Here is a 17978-nt window from a genome sequence, read left to right as displayed (position 1 = left end):
CGAGGGGCGCCTATACTTGATAGTTCTGATACCGGAAGAAGGAAGAACTATGCCAAACAGACCCCCATATCCGAGAGAAGCGCGCGTGGTTGCGGTAGAGAAAGGTCCTCAGGGTCAGACGGTGACCTGGTATCAACTCCGCGCGGACTATCCTGAGCCCGATTCGCTAATCAGCGAACATCCTACCGAGCAGGAAGCCGTGGATGCCAAGCGGCGTTATGAAGATCCCGACAAGTCTTAACCCCTGAGCCCGGATTGCCTGTCCTGCGGGCAATATCGGGCGTATCTCACATTTTTTATTTATCAGTCGTACTAATGAATTTCTAACACACGGATTTTTCAGGAACGCCGCCGCCGCCCGGTAATCTTTACATTCAACCGCGGCGTGGAGCTGCTACGCTTCTCGACGGTTGATTTTTACTCACCAGGGGGGCGAATGCTGTGTGTGGTAAGCCTGTGTTGAAGCAGTGGTAGTGAAAAGGTACATGATATGAGTAGTGCAACGATGGCAATTTTGACCATCGGCGTTGTGCCGCTGGCGGGAGTATTACCGCTCCTGACCGAACATATCAGGGAAGAACAGATCGCTCACATCAGCCTGCTGGGCGAGATGACGCGTGACGACGTGATGGCAGAGTACGCCGTGGGTGACGGCGAACAGGGTCTGTTGACCTTGCTCAGCGATAACCAGCTGGTGATGGTGTCGCGACAAAAAATTGAACGTGATGTTCGCAGCGTGATCGCCATGCTGGATCGACAGCATTTTGATGTGATCCTGCTGCTCAGCTCCGAACAGCTGACCGGTTTTACCACCCACCACGCGATCCTCCTCGAGCCGCAGCGGATCATTCCGCCGCTGGTGGCGTCGATCGTCGATGGGCACCAGGTCGGGGTGATCGTGCCGGTGGAAGAGATCATGCCCATGCAGCGACAAAAGTGGCATTCACTGGAGAAGTCACCGTACTACGCGTTGGCCAACCCGTTTACCGGTAGCGACAGTGAGCTGTTAACCGCCGGTAAAGCGCTGCTGGAGCAGGGGGCCGACGTGCTGGTCCTCGACTGTCTCGGTTACTATCAGCATCATCGCGATGTGTTACAAAAAGCCCTTGATGTCCCGGTTTTGCTGTCGAATGTGCTGGTTTCCCGACTGGCGGCAGAACTATTAGTCTAATGTGTTAATTTCACGTGACAGGGGCAAGGAGCGCCCCCTATATTGAGCCTTTCAACGACGATCAGAAGGGCTTGTTTATGCTTCAAAGCAATGAATACTTTGACGGAAAAGTGAAATCCATTGGCTTCACCAGCAGCAGTACCGGTCGCGCCAGCGTTGGCGTGATGGCGGAAGGAGAATACACCTTTGGTACGGCGCAGCCGGAAGAGATGACGGTGGTCAGCGGGGCGCTGAATGTCCTGCTGCCGGGTGAGACTGAGTGGAAAGTTTACGCCGCCGGCGAAGCCTTCAATGTGCCAGGCAACAGCGAATTCCATCTGCAGGTGGCTGAGCCAACCTCCTATCTGTGCCGCTATCTGTAAGTCAGCGTAACGCCCGGCGCTTGCCGCCGGGTTGTATTTTTTTCCTGTCAGGCAGGAAAGAAAGCTGCGCTTAGCGCTGCGCTTAGCGCTGCGCTTCGCCGCCGAGCCCTTCCACCAGGCTTTGGATCAGGGCAGCCAGTTCGCCGGTCATTAAGATAAAGTCGGCGTCAAAGCGCTGGGCGAAATCTTCCCGATCGATATCTTCGTTTTGGTCGCGTAATTCATCGCAGAACTTGAGGCGCTTAATTGACGCGTCGTCGCAGATCACAAACTGAATACGCTGCTGCCAGTCCAGCGCCAGCTTGGTGACTACCTTCCCGGCCTCAATGTGCACAGCGATTTCGTCGCTGACCAGATCCTGCTTCTTGGCGCGGATCACGCCGCCATCTTCCAGCATCGCTTTCAGCTCGGCTTCGTCCATCAGCTGGAAGCCCTGCGCTACGGTGCCGGAGCGGACCCACTCGGTCAGCGTCAGCTCGATCGGATTCTCCAGGGTCAGCGGCACCACCGGCAGCGAGCCGAGGGTTTTACGCAGCAGGGCCAGGGTATCTTCCGCTTTTTTCGCGCTGGCGCAGTCCACCATGATCAGGCCGTTGACGGTGTCGATCCACATCATCGTCTGGCTGAAGCGGCTGAAGGCGCGCGGCAGCAGCGAGTGCAGCACTTCATCTTTCAGGGAATCTTTCTCAGTCTTCTTCAGCTTGCGCCCCTGATCGGCTTCGAGCTTCTGGATCTTCGCCTCCAGCGCCTGCTTGATCACCGGCGACGGCAGGATCTTTTCTTCTTTACGCGCGCAGATAATGATCTGGCCGTTCGCCGTATGCGTCAGCGCGTCGCTGTGCGATCCCATCGGCGATACCCAACCGGTTTTCGCCATATCCTGGCTGCCACAAGGGGTAAATGTCAGCTCGGCCAGCTGTTTTTCCATCTCCTCGGCGCGCAATTCGATATCGCGGCTGAGACGGTAAACCATTAAATTTTTGAACCACAGCATGATAATTTCCACGGCTTTGTCGTTAAATCAGGCGGGCATGATAGCGAATTGTCGCTATGCTTGCATTGTTAATCGGGGTGAGGAGCTGAGCGTGCGTATTGGTATTGATTTAGGTGGTACAAAAACCGAAGTGATAGCCCTGAGCGACCAGGGAGAGCAGCTGTTTCGCCATCGGTTACCCACGCCGCGGGAGGATTACCGGCAAACCATCGAGACTATCGCTACCCTGGTGGCGATGGCCGAGCAGGCGACCGGACAGCGTGGCACCGTGGGGATGGGGATCCCGGGCTCGATTTCGCCCTATACCGGGGTAGTGAAAAACGCCAACTCGACCTGGCTCAACGGTCAGCCTTTCGATAAGGACCTCAGCCTGCGCCTTGACCGTGAAGTCCGGCTGGCTAACGACGCCAACTGTCTGGCAGTGTCGGAAGCGGTGGACGGCGCGGCGGCGGGGGCGCAAACGGTGTTCGCGGTGATTATCGGCACCGGCTGCGGCGCGGGCGTAGCGCTCAACGGGCGGGCGCATATCGGCGGCAACGGTAACGCCGGCGAGTGGGGACATAACCCATTGCCGTGGATGAACGACGATGAGCTGCGCTACCGTGCGGAAGTGCCTTGCTACTGCGGTAAACAGGGGTGTATCGAAACCTTTATCTCCGGCACCGGCTTTGCCACTGACTATCAGCGGCTGAGCGGCAAGGGGTTAAGCGGCAGCGAGATTATGCGCCTGGTGGGTGAAGGTGACGAAAAAGCCGAACTGGCGCTGAGCCGCTATGAACAGCGGCTGGCGAAATCGCTCGCCCACGTGGTCAACATCCTCGATCCGGACGTCATCGTGCTGGGCGGCGGGATGAGCAACGTCGAGCGGCTGTATCAGACGGTGCCGGACCTGGTGAAACAGTGGGTCTTTGGCGGCGAGTGTGAAACGCCGATCCGTAAAGCGATGCACGGCGACTCCAGCGGAGTACGCGGCGCGGCATGGCTGTGGCCGCTACAGGGGAACTGAACCACTCCCCCTCACCCCGGCCCTCTTCCGGAGGGAGAGGGGGAAAGGCGGCGTCGGTGGTTGGGGGTGTGGCAGGAACCCCCGGTCTCTTGCGGGGAGAGGGGTAATCGCAACAGCGTACGAAACGGAAAACCAGCGCCGGACGGTTCCCTCTCCCCCCGGAGAGGGTTAGGGTGAGGGAACATCGTAATGACTCAGACCTCACTCCACCGCAAACGCTCTATCCAGCCGACTGTAGCCCAGGCCATTTATCTTCTTCACTTTGATCTGCACCGGAATGCGATCTTTCATCGCCTCCACGTGGCTGATCACCCCGATAATCTTGCCGCTGGCGTTGAGGGCATCCAGCGCGTCCAGCGCCGTGTCCAGCGTTTCGCTGTCGAGGGTGCCGAAGCCTTCATCAAGAAACAGAGAGTCAATCCGCGTCTTATGGCTCACCAGGTCTGACAGCGCCAGGGCCAGCGCCAGGCTGACGAGGAAACTTTCGCCGCCGGAGAGGGTGCGGGTGTCGCGCACGGCGTCGGCCTGCCAGGTATCGACCACCTCCAGCTCCAGCGCTTCGCTGGCTTTGCGCTGCAGCAGATAGCGCCCGTGCAGGCGGTTAAGCTGCTGGTTTGCCAGCCAGACCAGATTATCCAGCGTCAGCCCCTGGGCGAATTTGCGGAACCGATCGCCGGTGCTGGAGCCGATCAGCGAGTTGAGATAGCCCCAGTCATCCGCCAGCTGCGCCGCCTCTGCAATCTGCCGCCCCAGCGCCTGCTGATGCTGACGGCTCTCTGCGTCCTGCCTGAGCTGTTGGCGGATCTCGCCCTGGCGGGTGGTGTTGTCCCGCAGCCGCTGGGCCAGGGTGTGCAGCTGAGTTTGCAGGGCGGGGATGTCCGCGTCCGTCCCTTGCGGACGCAGCGCCAGGTGCGCCTGCTGCTGCCGGGTCGCCTGCTCGCAGAGCGCCGTCGCCTGCTGAAGCTGCTGCTCCAGCGTCTGTTTTAACTGCGTTAGCCGCTGGGCGGTCTCCTCGTCCAGCAGCGCGGCGAGGAACGCCTGCCGATCGTTAAAGCGGCTGGCGGCCAGGGCGGCGGTAAATTGCGCCTGCGACTGGTCCAGGCGCGCCTTCTCTTCGGTCTCCAGCTGCTGCTGGGCGACAAGCTGGCTGTGCAGCGCCAGGCACTCTTCGTGGATCGCGCGCCAGTTGTCGGGGATCGCCGGTTCCGCTTCAGCTTCAGCCTCTGCCTCGTCGCTGGCTGGCAGCGTCTCGAGCAGCGGCTGCAGGGCGGCAATCTGCTCCTGAATGGCGCCATGCCGGGTCTGTTGCGCCTGCCACTGGGCAAATTCGCTTTCGCGAGCGTTCAGCCAGGCGGATTCTGTCCCTTCTTCCGGTAGGGTCAGCGTCAGGGCCTGCAGGGCGCTCTCCAGCCCCTGGCGCGTGGCCGTCAGCTGCTGCAGAGCCTGGCGCTCCAGCGCCTCCTGATCGTTGAGCTGGCTCTGCAGCATCAGGCGCTGGCTGAGCTGGTAGAGCTGCTGCTCGTAGCGCTCCTGCTCCTGGATCCAGTCGTTTATCTCTTGCGCAATATCCCGCGTGACCTGCAGAGAGGCGCAGGTTTCCTGCCACGCTTTAGTGAGCGCTTGCTCTTCCTCAGCGAGCCGCCCGGCCGCTTCGGTCTCACGCTGGAGCTGCTGCGTCAGGGCGTTGACCTGCCCGAGGATCAGCAGACCTTCTTCTTTTAGCGCGGCGACCTCTTTTTCCAGCGCATCGCGGCGGCGCTGATTATCCGTGACTGTTAGCGAAGCGTATTGCTCAATCGCCGGATGTTCACAGGAGCCGCACAGCGGGCAGGGCTTACCCGCCTCAAGCCGGGCGCGGTAATCTTCCAGATCTTTAATTGTTTCTTCCCGCTGGCAGAGCGCTTTCAGGTCGAGATAGTGCTGGTTTTTTTCTTTGTACTGCGCCCGGCGTTGCGCCAGGGTAGCGTTGAGTTTTGCCTGCTCCGCCTGCGCCTGCTGTACGCTTTCGGCGTTCTGGCGCAGACGCTTGCGCAGCAGCTGATGCTGTTCATGCAGGGAGAGCAGCCGCTGGCGCAGCGGTCGCGACTGGGTTTGCTGCGCTATCGCCGCCGCAACGTCATCGGCGCTCAGCGACAGAGGACTGGCTGGCAGCGCGGTCAGCTTCTGGCGCAGCGCGGCCAGGCGGCTGGTCTGGGCCGTCAGCTGCTGTTTATCCCGCGTTAGCTGCGAAAATTGCGCCCGCCAGCCGGCAATCTCCTGGCCCCACAAGCGGAATCGCTCATGGGCCGCCAGCCACTGCGCCAGATCGGTCAGTTCAGCCTGCCGCTGCTGCTGGGCGTGCAGGGCGCTGCGGCGGATGCGCGCGCGCAGCGCCGTGCTGGCAAGTAAGCGAGCATTTACTTCATTGATTCGCTGGCGGGTTTGCTCCAGGCCTGCCGCGTGCTCCTGATGGCGCTCCCACAGGGGGCGCAGCTGGGCGGCGGGCTGGGCCAGCTCAAGCTTCGCCAGCGCCGGCGCGGCGTCGGTCAGCGCCTGGCGGGCCTGCTCCTGGCCGCTGACCGCCTGCTGCTGCTGCTGCGCCAGCTCGTCGCGGCGCGTTAGCCACTGGAGCTGCTGCTGCTGGTTTTGCTGCTGCGCCAGCAGGCCTTTCTCTTCGTCAGTAAGCACCTGCAAACTTTCCTGCAGCGCCTGCTGCTGGGCCTCCGTCAGCAGGACGATGCCCGCCGCCTGGGCTTCGAACTTCTCCAGCGTATGGCGAGCGGCTTTGTGCTGCTCATAGACCATCGCCGAAATCTGACCGTAGATTTCCGTGCCGGTCAGCTCCTCCAGCAGCTCCGCGCGATCGCTCGGCTTCGCGTTCAGGAAGGCGGCAAATTGTCCCTGGGAGAGCAGCATCGAGCGGGTGAAGCGGCCATAGTCGAGGCCGGTGAGCGTCGCGGTTTGCTCCAGCTTATCCGAGACCTTATCGGCGAGGATTTTGCCGTCGGCGCAGCGCGCCAGCTCGACGCGGGGCGCCTGCAGGTTGCCATCCGGCTGGTTACGCGCCCGGTTCTGGCTCCAGAAGGCGCGGTAGGCGATGCCCTTCACTTCAAACTCCACCTCCGCCAGACACTCGGCGGTATCGCGGGTCATCAGGTCGTTTTGCGACTGGGAGACTTTATTCAGGCGCGGCGTCTCATGATAGAGCGCCAGGCAAATGGCGTCGAGCAGGGTGGTTTTCCCGGCGCCGGTGGCGCCGGTAATGGCGAACAGGCCGTTGCTGGCGAACGGCTCGGCGGTAAAGTCTATCTTCCATTCCCCTTTCAGGGAGTTAAGGTTTTTCAGACGCAGACTGAGGATTTTCATGCGTTTTCGTCCTCCGCGGTGAGCGTATGCAGCGTATGGGCGAACAGCTCGTGCAGCCGGGCGCGCTTCTCATCGTCAATCTCGGTCAGCGCCAGCCGGCGCTCGAACACCTCTTCCACCTTCAGTTCGCTGAGGGTCTCCCGCTGGGCGTTGAGCAGTATTTTCTCGCGCTGCTCGCGGCTGCGGCGCACCAGCAATACTTCCACCGGCAGATCCTCCGTCAGCGCCTGAATTTGACGCTGAATATCGTGCAGGTACTCCTCGGTGGTGATTTCGATATCCAGCCACACCGGCGGGTCCTGTTCAACGCCGCGCCACTGCTCCAGCTGGGCGGTGATGGCGGCCAGATCGCCTTTGATGACCGCCAGCGGCTGGGTGACGGGCACCTCGAGGGTTTCCACGGCGCTGAGTCGCCCATCGCTAAAGCTCACCAGATGCACCGATTTCGCTTTGCCGGTTTCATCAAAGCTCAGCGGCAGCGGCGAGCCGCTGTAGCGGATGTGCTCGCAGCCGCCGACCACCTGCGCCCGGTGAATATGGCCCAGCGCAATGTAGTCGGCAGGGGGGAAGTGCTGCGCCGGGAAGGCATCCAGCGTGCCGATATAAATGTCGCGAACGGCATCGCTTTTGCTGGCGCCGACGGTGGTCAGATGGCCGCTGGCAATGACGGGCAGCGGGCGATCGCCGCGCAGCGCGCAGGCCTGATGATACTGTTCCTGATAATAGTCGCTGATGGCGTGCAGCAGTTGCTGCTGTTTTTCCCGACCGGAGTGGCCGGCCTGGCTGATGACCAGCTCGCGCGGGCGTAAAAACGGCACCGGGCAGAAGATAGCCCCAGGGGTGCCGTCGCGCCGCGGCAGCTCAATGGGCGGGCAGCCGGCGTTCGCCACGACGGTGGTGTGTAAAAAGGCGAGGATATCGCGGGATTCATTGAGCATCGCCACCGAATCGTGGTTGCCCGCCAGCACCACCAGGCGACAGCCGGTCTGCTGCAACTGGACGACAAAGCGGTTATACAGTTCGCGAGCGTAGCTCGGCGGCGATCCGGTATCAAAAATATCGCCGGCTACGATGATGGCGTCGACTTCATGCTCCTGCGCGCGGGCCAGCAGCCAGGTCAGGAAGGCGTCATGTTCGGCCGCACGGCTTTTGCTGTAAAAATTCTGGCCCAGGTGCCAGTCGGAGGTGTGAAGGATGCGCATAAATCTTCCCTAGCGAAAAAAGCATGAGCGGCAGTATACCATTTGTCGGAGAGGGGTAAGTCCGCGTCATGCTTCAAAATACCCGATCATCAGACGGTCATTTTTTTCATAAATCTGTCACAAAAGTGACGCATAATGACGCCGCACTTCTATACTGATGGCTAAAAAACACAGGGTAAATAATGGCGAGAAGAATTCTGGTCGTTGAAGATGAAGCTCCAATCCGCGAAATGGTCTGCTTTGTTCTGGAGCAAAATGGCTTTCAGCCTGTCGAAGCGGAAGATTATGACAGCGCGGTGAATCAACTCAATGAACCCTGGCCTGATTTGATTCTCCTTGACTGGATGCTGCCGGGCGGTTCTGGGCTGCAGTTTATTAAGCTGCTCAAGCGCGAGGCGATGACCCGGGATATTCCGGTGGTGATGCTGACCGCGCGCGGAGAAGAAGAGGATCGCGTTCGCGGCCTGGAGACCGGGGCGGACGACTACATTACCAAGCCTTTCTCACCGAAGGAGCTGGTGGCGAGAATCAAAGCGGTGATGCGCCGTATTTCGCCGATGGCGGTGGAAGAGGTGATTGAAATGCAGGGGCTGAGCCTCGATCCCTCATCGCACCGGGTGATGACCGGCGAAAGTCCGCTGGACATGGGGCCAACGGAATTTAAATTATTGCATTTCTTTATGACCCATCCGGAGCGGGTGTACAGCCGCGAGCAGCTGCTGAACCACGTTTGGGGAACCAACGTCTATGTGGAAGACCGCACGGTGGACGTCCATATTCGTCGCCTGCGCAAAGCGCTGGAACACAGTGGCCATGATCGGATGGTGCAAACGGTTCGCGGCACGGGGTATCGTTTCTCCGCCCGTTTCTGAATTTTGACAGGAGTGTGACCCGTGCTGGAACGGCTGTCATGGAAAAGGCTGGCGCTGGAGCTCTTTTTAGCGTGTATTCCGGCCCTGATTCTGGGGGCGTTTGTGGGTCATTTGCCGTGGTTTTTACTGGCGGCAGTGACCGGTTTGCTGATCTGGCATTTCTGGAATTTGATGCGCCTGTCGTGGTGGCTGTGGGTGGACCGGAGCATGACCCCTCCGCCCGGCCGCGGCAGCTGGGAGCCGCTGCTGTATGGTCTGCACCAGATGCAGATGCGTAATAAAAAGCGTCGACGTGAGCTGGGAAGCCTGATTAAACGCTTCCGCAGTGGAGCGGAATCGTTGCCGGACGCGGTGGTCCTGACCACGGAGGAGGGAGCCATTTTCTGGTGTAATGGCCTGGCGCAGCAGATTTTAAACCTGCGCTGGCCGGACGACAGTGGGCAAAACATTCTTAACCTTCTGCGCTATCCTGAATTCGCCACCTACCTGAAACAGCGTGATTTTTCAAAACCGCTCAATCTGGTGCTGAATAATGCCCGTCATCTGGAAATTCGCGTGATGCCCTACAGCGACAAGCAGTGGCTAATGGTGGCGCGCGACGTGACGCAGATGCATCAACTGGAAGGGGCGCGGCGTAACTTCTTCGCTAACGTCAGCCATGAGCTGCGCACCCCGCTGACGGTGCTGCAGGGCTATCTGGAGATGATGCAGGAGCAGGTGCTGGAAGGGGCGACCCGTGAAAAGGCCCTGCACACCATGCGTGAGCAAACCCAGCGTATGGAGGGGCTGGTGAAGCAGCTGCTCACGCTGTCGCGTATTGAAGCCGCGCCGGCGCTGGCGATGAATGACCGCATCGACGTGCCGATGATGCTGCGGGTGGTGGAGCGCGAGGCGCAGACCCTCAGCCAGGATAAGCAGACGCTGTTTTTTACCGTCGATGAGCAGCTCAAGGTGCTGGGCAACGAGGAGCAGCTGCGCAGCGCCATTTCTAACCTGGTTTATAACGCGGTGAACCACACCCCGCCGGGCACTGAAATTCGCGTCAGCTGGCAGCGAACGCCGCAGGGGGCGCTGTTCAGCGTCGAAGATAATGGGCCAGGCATTGCCCCGGAGCATATTCCTCGTCTGACCGAGCGTTTCTATCGGGTGGATAAAGCCCGCTCCCGGCAAACGGGGGGCAGCGGCCTGGGGCTGGCGATTGTCAAACACGCGGTTAACCATCATGACAGCCGACTGGAAATAGAGAGTACGGTGGGCAAGGGAACCCGTTTTAGCTTCCTGCTCCCGGAACGATTAATTGCCAGAAACGACACCTGAGCGGCGCACTGTCAGCTTATCTTGCCAATGACCAGCATCGGCTGGTCATTTTCATTGGCAGTCATTTTCCCCTCGCCTATTTAATGAACGTGCGCTGCTTTTTTGTTCGCATGATAAGCCACGGGTTTTCCATCAATATGGTAAATGATTCTGGTGTGAAAAGGATAACCAGCATAATCATCTGCTTTTGCGATCGTGCCTTGCTTTAAAACGTTATAAGCGTTTAAATTGCGCCTGCGCAGTCGATGACAGACTGCTTTTGCGTGGTAATACCAAAAACAATTCTTTCCCACGCCGCTTCGGGAGCATATCTCGCTGAGTTTACCGGCAATCGCCGCTGTATCGTCCCTGAGAGGGTAGCGCGGTATTTTTCCATTTTTTTACAACACCACATCCACAGGCAGTAATGAATTTATGACCCATCAGTTAAAATCTCGCGACATCATAGCGTTGGGCTTTATGACCTTCGCGTTGTTCGTTGGCGCAGGCAATATTATTTTCCCTCCGATGGTTGGCTTACAGGCGGGCGAGCACGTCTGGACGGCGGCGATCGGCTTCCTGATCACTGCGGTGGGTCTGCCGGTGCTGACGGTGGTGGCGCTGGCGAAAGTCGGCGGCGGCGTTGAAAGCCTGAGCACCCCGATTGGTAAAGTGGCGGGTATCCTGCTGGCGGTGGTGTGTTATCTCGCGGTAGGACCGCTGTTCGCGACCCCGCGCACCGCGACCGTCTCTTTTGAGGTCGGGATTGCGCCGCTGACCGGCGACGGCCCGCTGCCGCTGCTGATCTACAGCGTTATCTACTTCGCGCTGGTGATCCTGGTCTCACTCTATCCGGGCAAACTGCTGGATACGGTGGGAAATTTCCTTGCGCCGTTGAAAATTATCGCCCTGATTGTGCTGGCGGTCGCCGCGGTTGTCTGGCCGGCGGGCCCGATCAGCGACGCGATGGAAGCGTATCGTACCGCGCCATTCTCCAATGGCTTCGTCAACGGCTACCTGACCATGGACACCCTCGGCGCGATGGTGTTCGGGATCGTGATTGTCAATGCCGCACGCTCCCGCGGCGTCAGCGAAGCGCGTTTGTTGACCCGCTACACCGTCTGGGCGGGCCTGATGGCAGGCGTCGGTCTGACCCTGCTGTATCTGGCGCTGTTCCGTCTGGGCTCTGATAGCGCCACCCTCGTGGACCAGTCCGCTAACGGCGCGGCAATCCTCCACGCTTACGTGCAGCATACCTTCGGCGGGGCGGGCAGCTTCCTGCTGGCAGCGCTGATCTTCATCGCCTGCCTGGTGACGGCGGTGGGTCTGACCTGCGCCTGCGCTGAGTTCTTTGCCCAGTATCTGCCGTTCTCCTATCGCACGCTGGTCTTCATCCTCGGCCTGTTCTCGATGGCGGTCTCCAACCTTGGTCTGAGCCACCTGATTCAGGTGTCGATTCCGGTGTTGACCGCTATCTATCCGCCGTGTATCGCACTGGTTGTATTAAGCTTTACCCGCAGTTGGTGGCATAATTCGTCACGTGTTATCGCGCCGGCCATGTTTATCAGTCTGATGTTTGGTATCATTGACGGGATTAAGTCATCGGCGTTTGCCGCTATCCTGCCGGCCTGGACCGCGCGTCTGCCGCTGGCGGAGCAAGGTCTGGCCTGGCTGATGCCGACCGCCGTGATGGCAATCCTCGCGGTGATCTGGGACCGTGCCGCCGGACGTCAGGTGACCTCCAGCGCGCACTAACCGGCGTTGAGGACAAGCGTTTAACCACGGGACTTCGGGTTCCGTGGTTTTTTATTTTTTGTGTTAAACGGCATTGAAAAACCACGATGGAAAGTAGTAACAAGCTTAAGCGCGGGCTAAGCACCCGGCACATCCGCTTTATGGCCCTGGGTTCCGCCATCGGCACCGGGCTTTTTTACGGTTCAGCCGACGCGATTAAAATGGCCGGACCCAGCGTACTGTTGGCCTACATTATCGGCGGCGTCGCGGCATATATCATTATGCGCGCGCTCGGTGAGATGTCGGTGCATAACCCTTCCGCCAGCTCATTCTCTCGCTATGCTCAGGAAAACCTCGGCGGACTGGCGGGCTATATCACCGGCTGGACCTACTGCTTTGAAATCCTGATCGTCGCCATCGCCGACGTCACCGCCTTCGGTATCTACATGGGCGTCTGGTTCCCGACGGTGCCGCACTGGATCTGGGTGCTCAGCGTGGTGCTCATCATCTGCGCCGTCAACCTGATGAGCGTCAAGGTGTTTGGCGAGCTGGAGTTCTGGTTCTCGTTCTTCAAAGTGGCCACCATCATCATTATGATCCTCGCCGGGTTCGGCATCATTATCTGGGGGATCGGCAACGGCGGCCAGCCGACGGGCATCCATAACCTCTGGAGCAACGGCGGCTTCTTCAGCAACGGTTGGCTGGGAATGGTGATGTCGCTGCAGATGGTGATGTTCGCCTACGGTGGTATCGAAATCATCGGCATTACCGCCGGTGAGGCGAAAGATCCGGAGAAATCCATTCCACGCGCTATCAACTCGGTGCCGATGCGCATTCTGGTGTTCTATGTCGGCACGCTGTTTGTCATTATGTCTATCTATCCGTGGAACCAGGTGGGTACCGACGGCAGCCCCTTTGTCCTGACCTTCCAGCATCTGGGCATTACCTTCGCGGCCAGCATTCTTAACTTCGTGGTCCTGACGGCCTCGCTGTCGGCGATTAACTCCGACGTGTTCGGCGTGGGCCGTATGCTGCACGGCATGGCCGAGCAGGGGAGCGCGCCGAAGGTGTTCGCTAAAACCTCGCGTCGCGGTATTCCGTGGGTGACGGTGATGGTGATGACCATTGCGCTGCTGTTTGCGGTATACCTCAATTACATCATGCCGGAAAACGTCTTCCTGGTGATCGCCTCGCTGGCCACCTTCGCCACCGTGTGGGTGTGGATTATGATCCTGCTGTCGCAGATTGCCTTCCGCCGCCGTCTGTCGCCGGAGGAGGTCAAAGCCCTGAAATTCAAAGTCCCCGGCGGGGTGGCGACCACGGTTGTCGGCTTGGTGTTCCTGGCGTTTATTATCGCCCTGATCGGCTATCATCCGGACACCCGCATCTCGCTGTACGTCGGTATGGCGTGGATTGCGCTGCTGCTGCTGGGCTGGGTCTTTAAGACCCGTCGTGAGCGCCGCCTGGCGCAGGCACAGTAATCAACATCGCCCCGGTCAGCATCGCGCGACCGGGGCGGCTTGCCGACCCGCGTCCTCCCCCGTTATCCTCCCCCAAAAAATCCTGTGACGATGAGTTCTGCGCCTGACGGCTATGGCAAGGTGTGCCCATTCTGCACAATGAGGATTCACGATGTTGAAGGCATGGCACCTTCCGGTTGCACCCTTTATCAAGGTGCAACAGGACCGACTGTTTATTACCCTGTGGTTGAGTGGTGAGTCGCTGCCGCAGCGGATCACGCTGCGCGCGGAAGAAGATAACGAAGAGCTGTCGCTGCCGATGCAGCGCCTCCGCCAGGCGCCGAGGCCGGGTGTAGTGGCATGGCGCGGTGAAATCTCTCTCGCCAGCGGTCAGCCGCGCCGCCGCTACAGCTTTAAGCTACTGTGGGCCGACCATCAGCGCTGGTTTACGCCGCAGGGCTTCAGCCGTTTCCCGCCGGCCAGGCTGGAGCAGTTCGCCGTCGACCTGCCGGACGCCGGCCCGCAGTGGGTGGCCGATCAGGTTTTCTACCAGATTTTCCCCGATCGCTTTGCCCGCAGCGCTGCGCGTGACGCCGAACAGGATGCGGTCTATTACCATCACGCGGCGGGACGGGAGATTGTGCGCAAGGCGTGGGACGAACCGCTTACCGGCGAGGCGGGCGGGTCGACGTTCTACGGCGGGGATCTCGACGGCATCAGCGAAAAACTGCCTTACCTGAAGCAGCTCGGCGTCACCGCCCTGTATCTGAACCCGGTCTTCGCCGCCCCCAGCGTGCATAAATACGACACCGAGGATTATCGGCGCGTCGATCCGCAGTTTGGCGGCGACGCGGCGCTGCTCCGCTTGCGCCACAACACCCAGCGGGCGGGGATGCGCATGATCCTCGACGGCGTGTTCAACCATACCGGCGATTCCCATCCCTGGTTCGATCGCCACCAGCAGGGCAGCGGCGGCGCCGGCCACCATCCGGACTCCCCGTGGCGCGACTGGTTTACCTTCTCCGGGGAGGGGCAGGCGCACAACTGGCTGGGCTATGCCAGTCTGCCGAAGCTCGACTATCGGTCGACCAGCCTGGTCAACGAGATCTATGCCGGCGAGGACAGCATCGTACGCCACTGGCTGAAGGCGCCGTGGAGTATGGACGGCTGGCGTCTGGACGTGGTGCACATGCTGGGCGAAGGCGGCGGGGCGCGGAATAACCTGCGGCATATCGCCGGCATCACCCTGGCGGCGAAACAAACGCAGCCGGAAGCCTTTGTCTTTGGAGAACATTTTGGCGACGCGCGCCAGTGGCTGCAGGCGGATGCCGAAGATGCGGCAATGAACTACCGCGGCTTCACCTTCCCGATCTGGGGATTCCTCGCCAATACCGATATCTCTTACGATCCGCAGAAGATAGACGCCCAGACCTGTATGGCGTGGATGGATAATTATCGCGCCGGGCTGTCGCATCAGCAGCAGCTGCGGATGTTCAACCAGCTCGACAGCCATGATACGGCGCGTTTTAAATCTCTCCTTGGCAAAGACGTAGCGCGTCTGCCGCTGGCGGTGGTGTGGCTGTTCAGCTGGCCCGGGGTACCGTGTATCTACTACGGCGATGAGGTGGGCGTAGATGGTAATAACGATCCGTTCTGCCGCAAACCGTTCCCGTGGGATCCGGCGCTGCAGGATACCCAGCTGCTGGCGCTGTATCAGCGAATGGCGAAACTGCGTAAAGCCCACCAGGCGCTGCGCTACGGCGGCTGCCAGGTGATTTACGCCGAGGATAACGTGGTGGTGTTTGTCCGCGTCTACAAACAGCAGCGGGTACTGGTGGCGATTAACCGCGGCGAAGCCTGCGAAGTGGTTATCGAGGATTCGCCGCTGTTGGACGTGGGAGCCTGGACGCTGCAGGAGGGCGCCGGCGCCTTCCATGACGGGGTACTGACGCTCCCGGCTATCTCCGCCTGCGTCTGGTCCGGTCGTTAACGATAGAGCTGGCTCAGCAGGTCGTCGCGGAGGAGCGCCTCCCGCCACCAGCGCTGAGCCAGCCCGTCATTCCCGCTGCGCCAGGCCATGTAGGTGATATCTTTTTCCCGCCAGCCGGCGACGCTTTTCTCCACCAGACAGCCTTTTTCCAGCCACGGGCGGGCGATATGACGCGGCAGAAAGCCGCAGCCCAGCCCGGCGCACAGCAGTTCGACTTTGCTGGCGAAATCATCGACGCCGATTTGCGGCTGTTCATCAAGCAGATTGCTGTTCAGCGGATGGCAATAGCGGGCGCTGTCGCGGATCACCACCGCCCGGTGCTGGCTGAGCTGCTTATTGCTGAGCGGCGTTTCCGCTCCGGCCAGCGGGTGGGCCGGGGCGACCACGAAAATGTTATCCAGCGCGCCGAGGGTTTGCCATGACCACTCGGCAGAGGTGGGCGGCTCATTGATGGCGCCGAGGATAATATCCGCGCCATGGTGGGTCAGCTCTTCCCATGAACCGGCGAGGGTGTGATGACTGAAGTTCAGCCGGGTCTGCGGGTTTTGCGCGTAGAACTCGGCGATCAGCGGCAGCAGGGCCGAAAAGGGAAACGAGGCGTCGAGGGCGATCGCCAGCTCTCGCTCCCAGCCCGCGCTCAGCTGCTGGGCCTGCTTTTCCAGATCTCTGGCGGCGCTTAAAAGCTGTCGCCCCTTCTCCAGCATCAGCCTCCCGGTATCAGTAAATTTTGCCCGATGGCCGGAACGATCCAACAAGACGATCTCCAGATCGCTCTCCAGCTTCTGGATCATATAGCTCAGAGCGGCGGGGGTTTTATACAGCGACTCTGCGGCGGTGGCGAAGGATCCGTGTCGGTCCAGCGCATCAAGGATCATCAGAACATCAAAGTTTACGCGCATCAGGAGTTTCCATTCATTAATTTCCCCTTGTTGTACCTAAGCGCAATAATCAATGCCAGTGAATAAATCAGAACAGTTTGCCGTAAAATTTTGATGAACGCTGGCATGAGTAAATACTAACCGCTGACAAAATATAAACCACAAAAAAACTTTAATAACTTGTTAGAAATAACTGGCTATACTCACCATGCTTTATCAGTCAGGATCTACACGACGCATTAACCATCATGTCATCTTTTTAAATAATTGATTAAGAAGGTATTTAATGTCTATTCGTGAACTGCTCGATCCCACTAATTCCGCCCTTATCTTTATTGATCATCAGCCACAGATGTCATTCGGCGTGGCGAATATCGATCGCCAGACCCTCAAAAATAACACCGTGGCGCTGGCTAAAGCCGGCAAAATTTTTAATGTACCGGTGATTTACACTTCCGTAGAGACCAAAAGCTTCAGCGGTTATATTTGGCCGGAATTATTGGCCGTGCATCCTGACGTCAAGCCGATTGAGCGTACTTCAATGAACTCCTGGGAAGACGATGCCTTCGTTGCGGCGGTGAAAGCGACCGGCCGTAAAAAGCTGGTGATCTCCGCTCTGTGGACCGAAGTTTGCCTGACGTTTCCGGCGCTGATGGCCCTGGAGGCGGGCTACGAAGTGTATGTGGTCACCGATACCTCCGGCGGTACCTCTGTCGACGCCCATGAGCGCTCCATTGACCGGATGGTGCAGGCGGGCGCGGTGCCGGTGACCTGGCAGCAGGTGCTGCTGGAGTACCAGCGCGACTGGTCGCGCAAAGCGACTTACGATGCGGTGATGGACCTGGTGCGCGAACACAGCGGCGCCTACGGGATGGGCGTGGATTACGCTTATACCATGGTGCATGGCGCGCCAGAGCGTAAAGCTTAAATACACTTCACCCTTCAGGCTGCCTCTTTGTTAGCTGGGTTTGCCCGCCCCGGTCACTGACTGATGTCAGCTCTCGGGACGTGCCGGCTTGCCGCCTCGACGCAGCATGAATGACGTTGTGTATGGTCATCTATGGCTAATGGCGAGAATCATCCTGCCATTCCCCTGAAGCAAGGAATCTTTATGGCGCAGCAAAAATCGGTGACCCTGGTCATCAGCCATCTGCTCGATCCGCAACACGGCCAGCGCTACGAAGAGTGGCTCGGCAAAATCATGCCCATCGCGGCTGAGTTTCCCGGCCATCTCGGGGCGAATGTGATCCGGCCCGCCGCAGGGCAGAATCTGTGGAGCGTGATTATCCGCTTCGACACCCTGGAGCATCTCTATGCCTGGACGCAGTCGGAAACCCGTCGTCAGCTGGTGGCGGAAATTGCCCCGCTGCTGACGGAGGGCGATCGGACGGAGGTGCGGACCGAACCGGCCTTCTGGTTTACCCCGCCGGTGGCGAATGTGCGCCAGCCGCGGCGCTGGAAACAGTTTCTGATCACCCTGCTGGTGATTTTCCCCAGCACCAACCTGGTGCCGACGGTGACCGGCATGCTGTTGCCGTCGCTTAAGGGGAGCCTGCTGCTGCACCTGATCAATGATGCCTGCGTGGTTGCGCTGGTGGTCTGGTTCTGGATGCCCATCGTGACCCGCCTGTTTGCTGGCTGGTTGAAGAAAAACTGAGTCAGCCTCCC

At 59.6% G+C, this 17978-nt stretch carries 15 protein-coding genes; 11 read left to right on the top strand and 4 right to left on the bottom strand.

Annotated features, from left to right (window positions below; genetic code table 11):
- The first annotated feature begins 49 nt into the window (after positions 1-49).
- From ABLV64_RS01365 to ppnP, 3 genes are all read left to right on the top strand, one after another.
- Positions 50-241: a YaiA family protein gene (locus tag ABLV64_RS01365; protein WP_002890278.1), complete on the top strand. Its 192-nt coding sequence runs from the start codon at positions 50-52 to the stop codon at positions 239-241.
- A gap of 249 nt (positions 242-490) precedes the next feature.
- Entirely contained in the window at positions 491-1171 is a 681-nt protein-coding gene (locus tag ABLV64_RS01360) for an AroM family protein (protein WP_072096489.1), read from the top strand.
- Between the two features lie 77 nt (positions 1172-1248).
- Positions 1249-1533 (top strand): pyrimidine/purine nucleoside phosphorylase, encoded by a 285-nt coding sequence (ppnP, locus tag ABLV64_RS01355; RefSeq protein ID WP_004204865.1) that lies wholly within the window; start codon positions 1249-1251, stop codon positions 1531-1533.
- A gap of 82 nt (positions 1534-1615) precedes the next feature.
- Here ppnP and rdgC read toward each other — a convergent pair whose 3' ends face one another.
- Positions 1616-2527 (bottom strand): recombination-associated protein RdgC, encoded by a 912-nt coding sequence (gene rdgC, locus ABLV64_RS01350; protein WP_217325088.1) that lies wholly within the window; start codon positions 2525-2527, stop codon positions 1616-1618.
- 91 nt (positions 2528-2618) lie between these two features.
- On the opposite strand from rdgC, the gene mak reads away from it, so the two are divergent.
- Complete coding sequence (mak, locus tag ABLV64_RS01345) at positions 2619-3533, top strand: fructokinase (protein ID WP_048294239.1); 915 nt, start codon at positions 2619-2621, stop codon at positions 3531-3533.
- Positions 3534-3734: 201 nt separating this feature from the next.
- Here the strand turns inward: mak and sbcC are convergent, their stop codons facing one another.
- A complete protein-coding gene (gene sbcC / locus ABLV64_RS01340) occupies positions 3735-6878 on the bottom strand; it encodes an exonuclease subunit SbcC (RefSeq protein ID WP_217325087.1) in 3144 nt (1047 codons plus the stop codon).
- Positions 6875-8080, bottom strand: a complete 1206-nt coding sequence (sbcD, locus tag ABLV64_RS01335; protein ID WP_064183759.1) for an exonuclease subunit SbcD — start codon at positions 8078-8080, stop codon at positions 6875-6877. Before sbcD ends, sbcC begins: the two co-directional genes overlap by 4 nt.
- A gap of 182 nt (positions 8081-8262) precedes the next feature.
- Between sbcD and phoB the strand changes: the two genes are divergently transcribed.
- The 5 genes from phoB to malZ all read left to right on the top strand — a co-directional run bounded on the left by phoB (position 8263) and on the right by malZ (position 15432).
- A complete protein-coding gene (phoB, locus tag ABLV64_RS01330; protein ID WP_004204861.1) occupies positions 8263-8952 on the top strand; it encodes a phosphate response regulator transcription factor PhoB in 690 nt (229 codons plus the stop codon).
- A 21-nt stretch (positions 8953-8973) separates the two neighbouring features.
- The gene (gene phoR, locus ABLV64_RS01325; protein WP_017898936.1) at positions 8974-10269 is read left to right on the top strand and encodes a phosphate regulon sensor histidine kinase PhoR; all 1296 of its coding nucleotides are present in this window, start codon (positions 8974-8976) and stop codon (positions 10267-10269) included.
- 414 nt (positions 10270-10683) lie between these two features.
- Complete coding sequence (gene brnQ, locus ABLV64_RS01320) at positions 10684-12003, top strand: branched-chain amino acid transporter carrier protein BrnQ (protein WP_004204859.1); 1320 nt, start codon at positions 10684-10686, stop codon at positions 12001-12003.
- A gap of 86 nt (positions 12004-12089) precedes the next feature.
- Positions 12090-13463, top strand: a complete 1374-nt coding sequence (gene proY / locus ABLV64_RS01315; RefSeq protein WP_023288583.1) for a proline-specific permease ProY — start codon at positions 12090-12092, stop codon at positions 13461-13463.
- A 151-nt stretch (positions 13464-13614) separates the two neighbouring features.
- On the top strand, positions 13615-15432 hold the full coding sequence (malZ, locus tag ABLV64_RS01310) for a maltodextrin glucosidase (RefSeq protein WP_060656940.1): 1818 nt from the start codon (positions 13615-13617) through the stop codon (positions 15430-15432).
- On the opposite strand, the gene ABLV64_RS01305 is transcribed toward malZ, so the two are convergent.
- Complete coding sequence (locus ABLV64_RS01305) at positions 15429-16331, bottom strand: LysR substrate-binding domain-containing protein (protein ID WP_004204855.1); 903 nt, start codon at positions 16329-16331, stop codon at positions 15429-15431. The two genes, malZ and ABLV64_RS01305, sit on opposite strands and share 4 nt — an antisense overlap.
- A 265-nt stretch (positions 16332-16596) precedes the next feature.
- On the opposite strand from ABLV64_RS01305, the gene ABLV64_RS01300 reads away from it, so the two are divergent.
- Both ABLV64_RS01300 and ABLV64_RS01295 read left to right on the top strand, forming a co-directional pair.
- Positions 16597-17238, top strand: coding sequence for a hydrolase (locus ABLV64_RS01300; RefSeq protein ID WP_002890357.1), 642 nt, complete (start codon positions 16597-16599; stop codon positions 17236-17238).
- 183 nt (positions 17239-17421) lie between these two features.
- Positions 17422-17967, top strand: a complete 546-nt coding sequence (locus ABLV64_RS01295; RefSeq protein ID WP_004204853.1) for an antibiotic biosynthesis monooxygenase — start codon at positions 17422-17424, stop codon at positions 17965-17967.
- The last annotated feature ends 11 nt before the right edge of the window (positions 17968-17978 follow it).

The sequence above is a fragment of the Klebsiella sp. JB_Kp031 genome, assembly GCF_040064295.1.
GTDB lineage: Bacteria > Pseudomonadota > Gammaproteobacteria > Enterobacterales > Enterobacteriaceae > Klebsiella > Klebsiella quasipneumoniae.
This window is presented reverse-complemented; position numbering and strand designations above follow the sequence as displayed.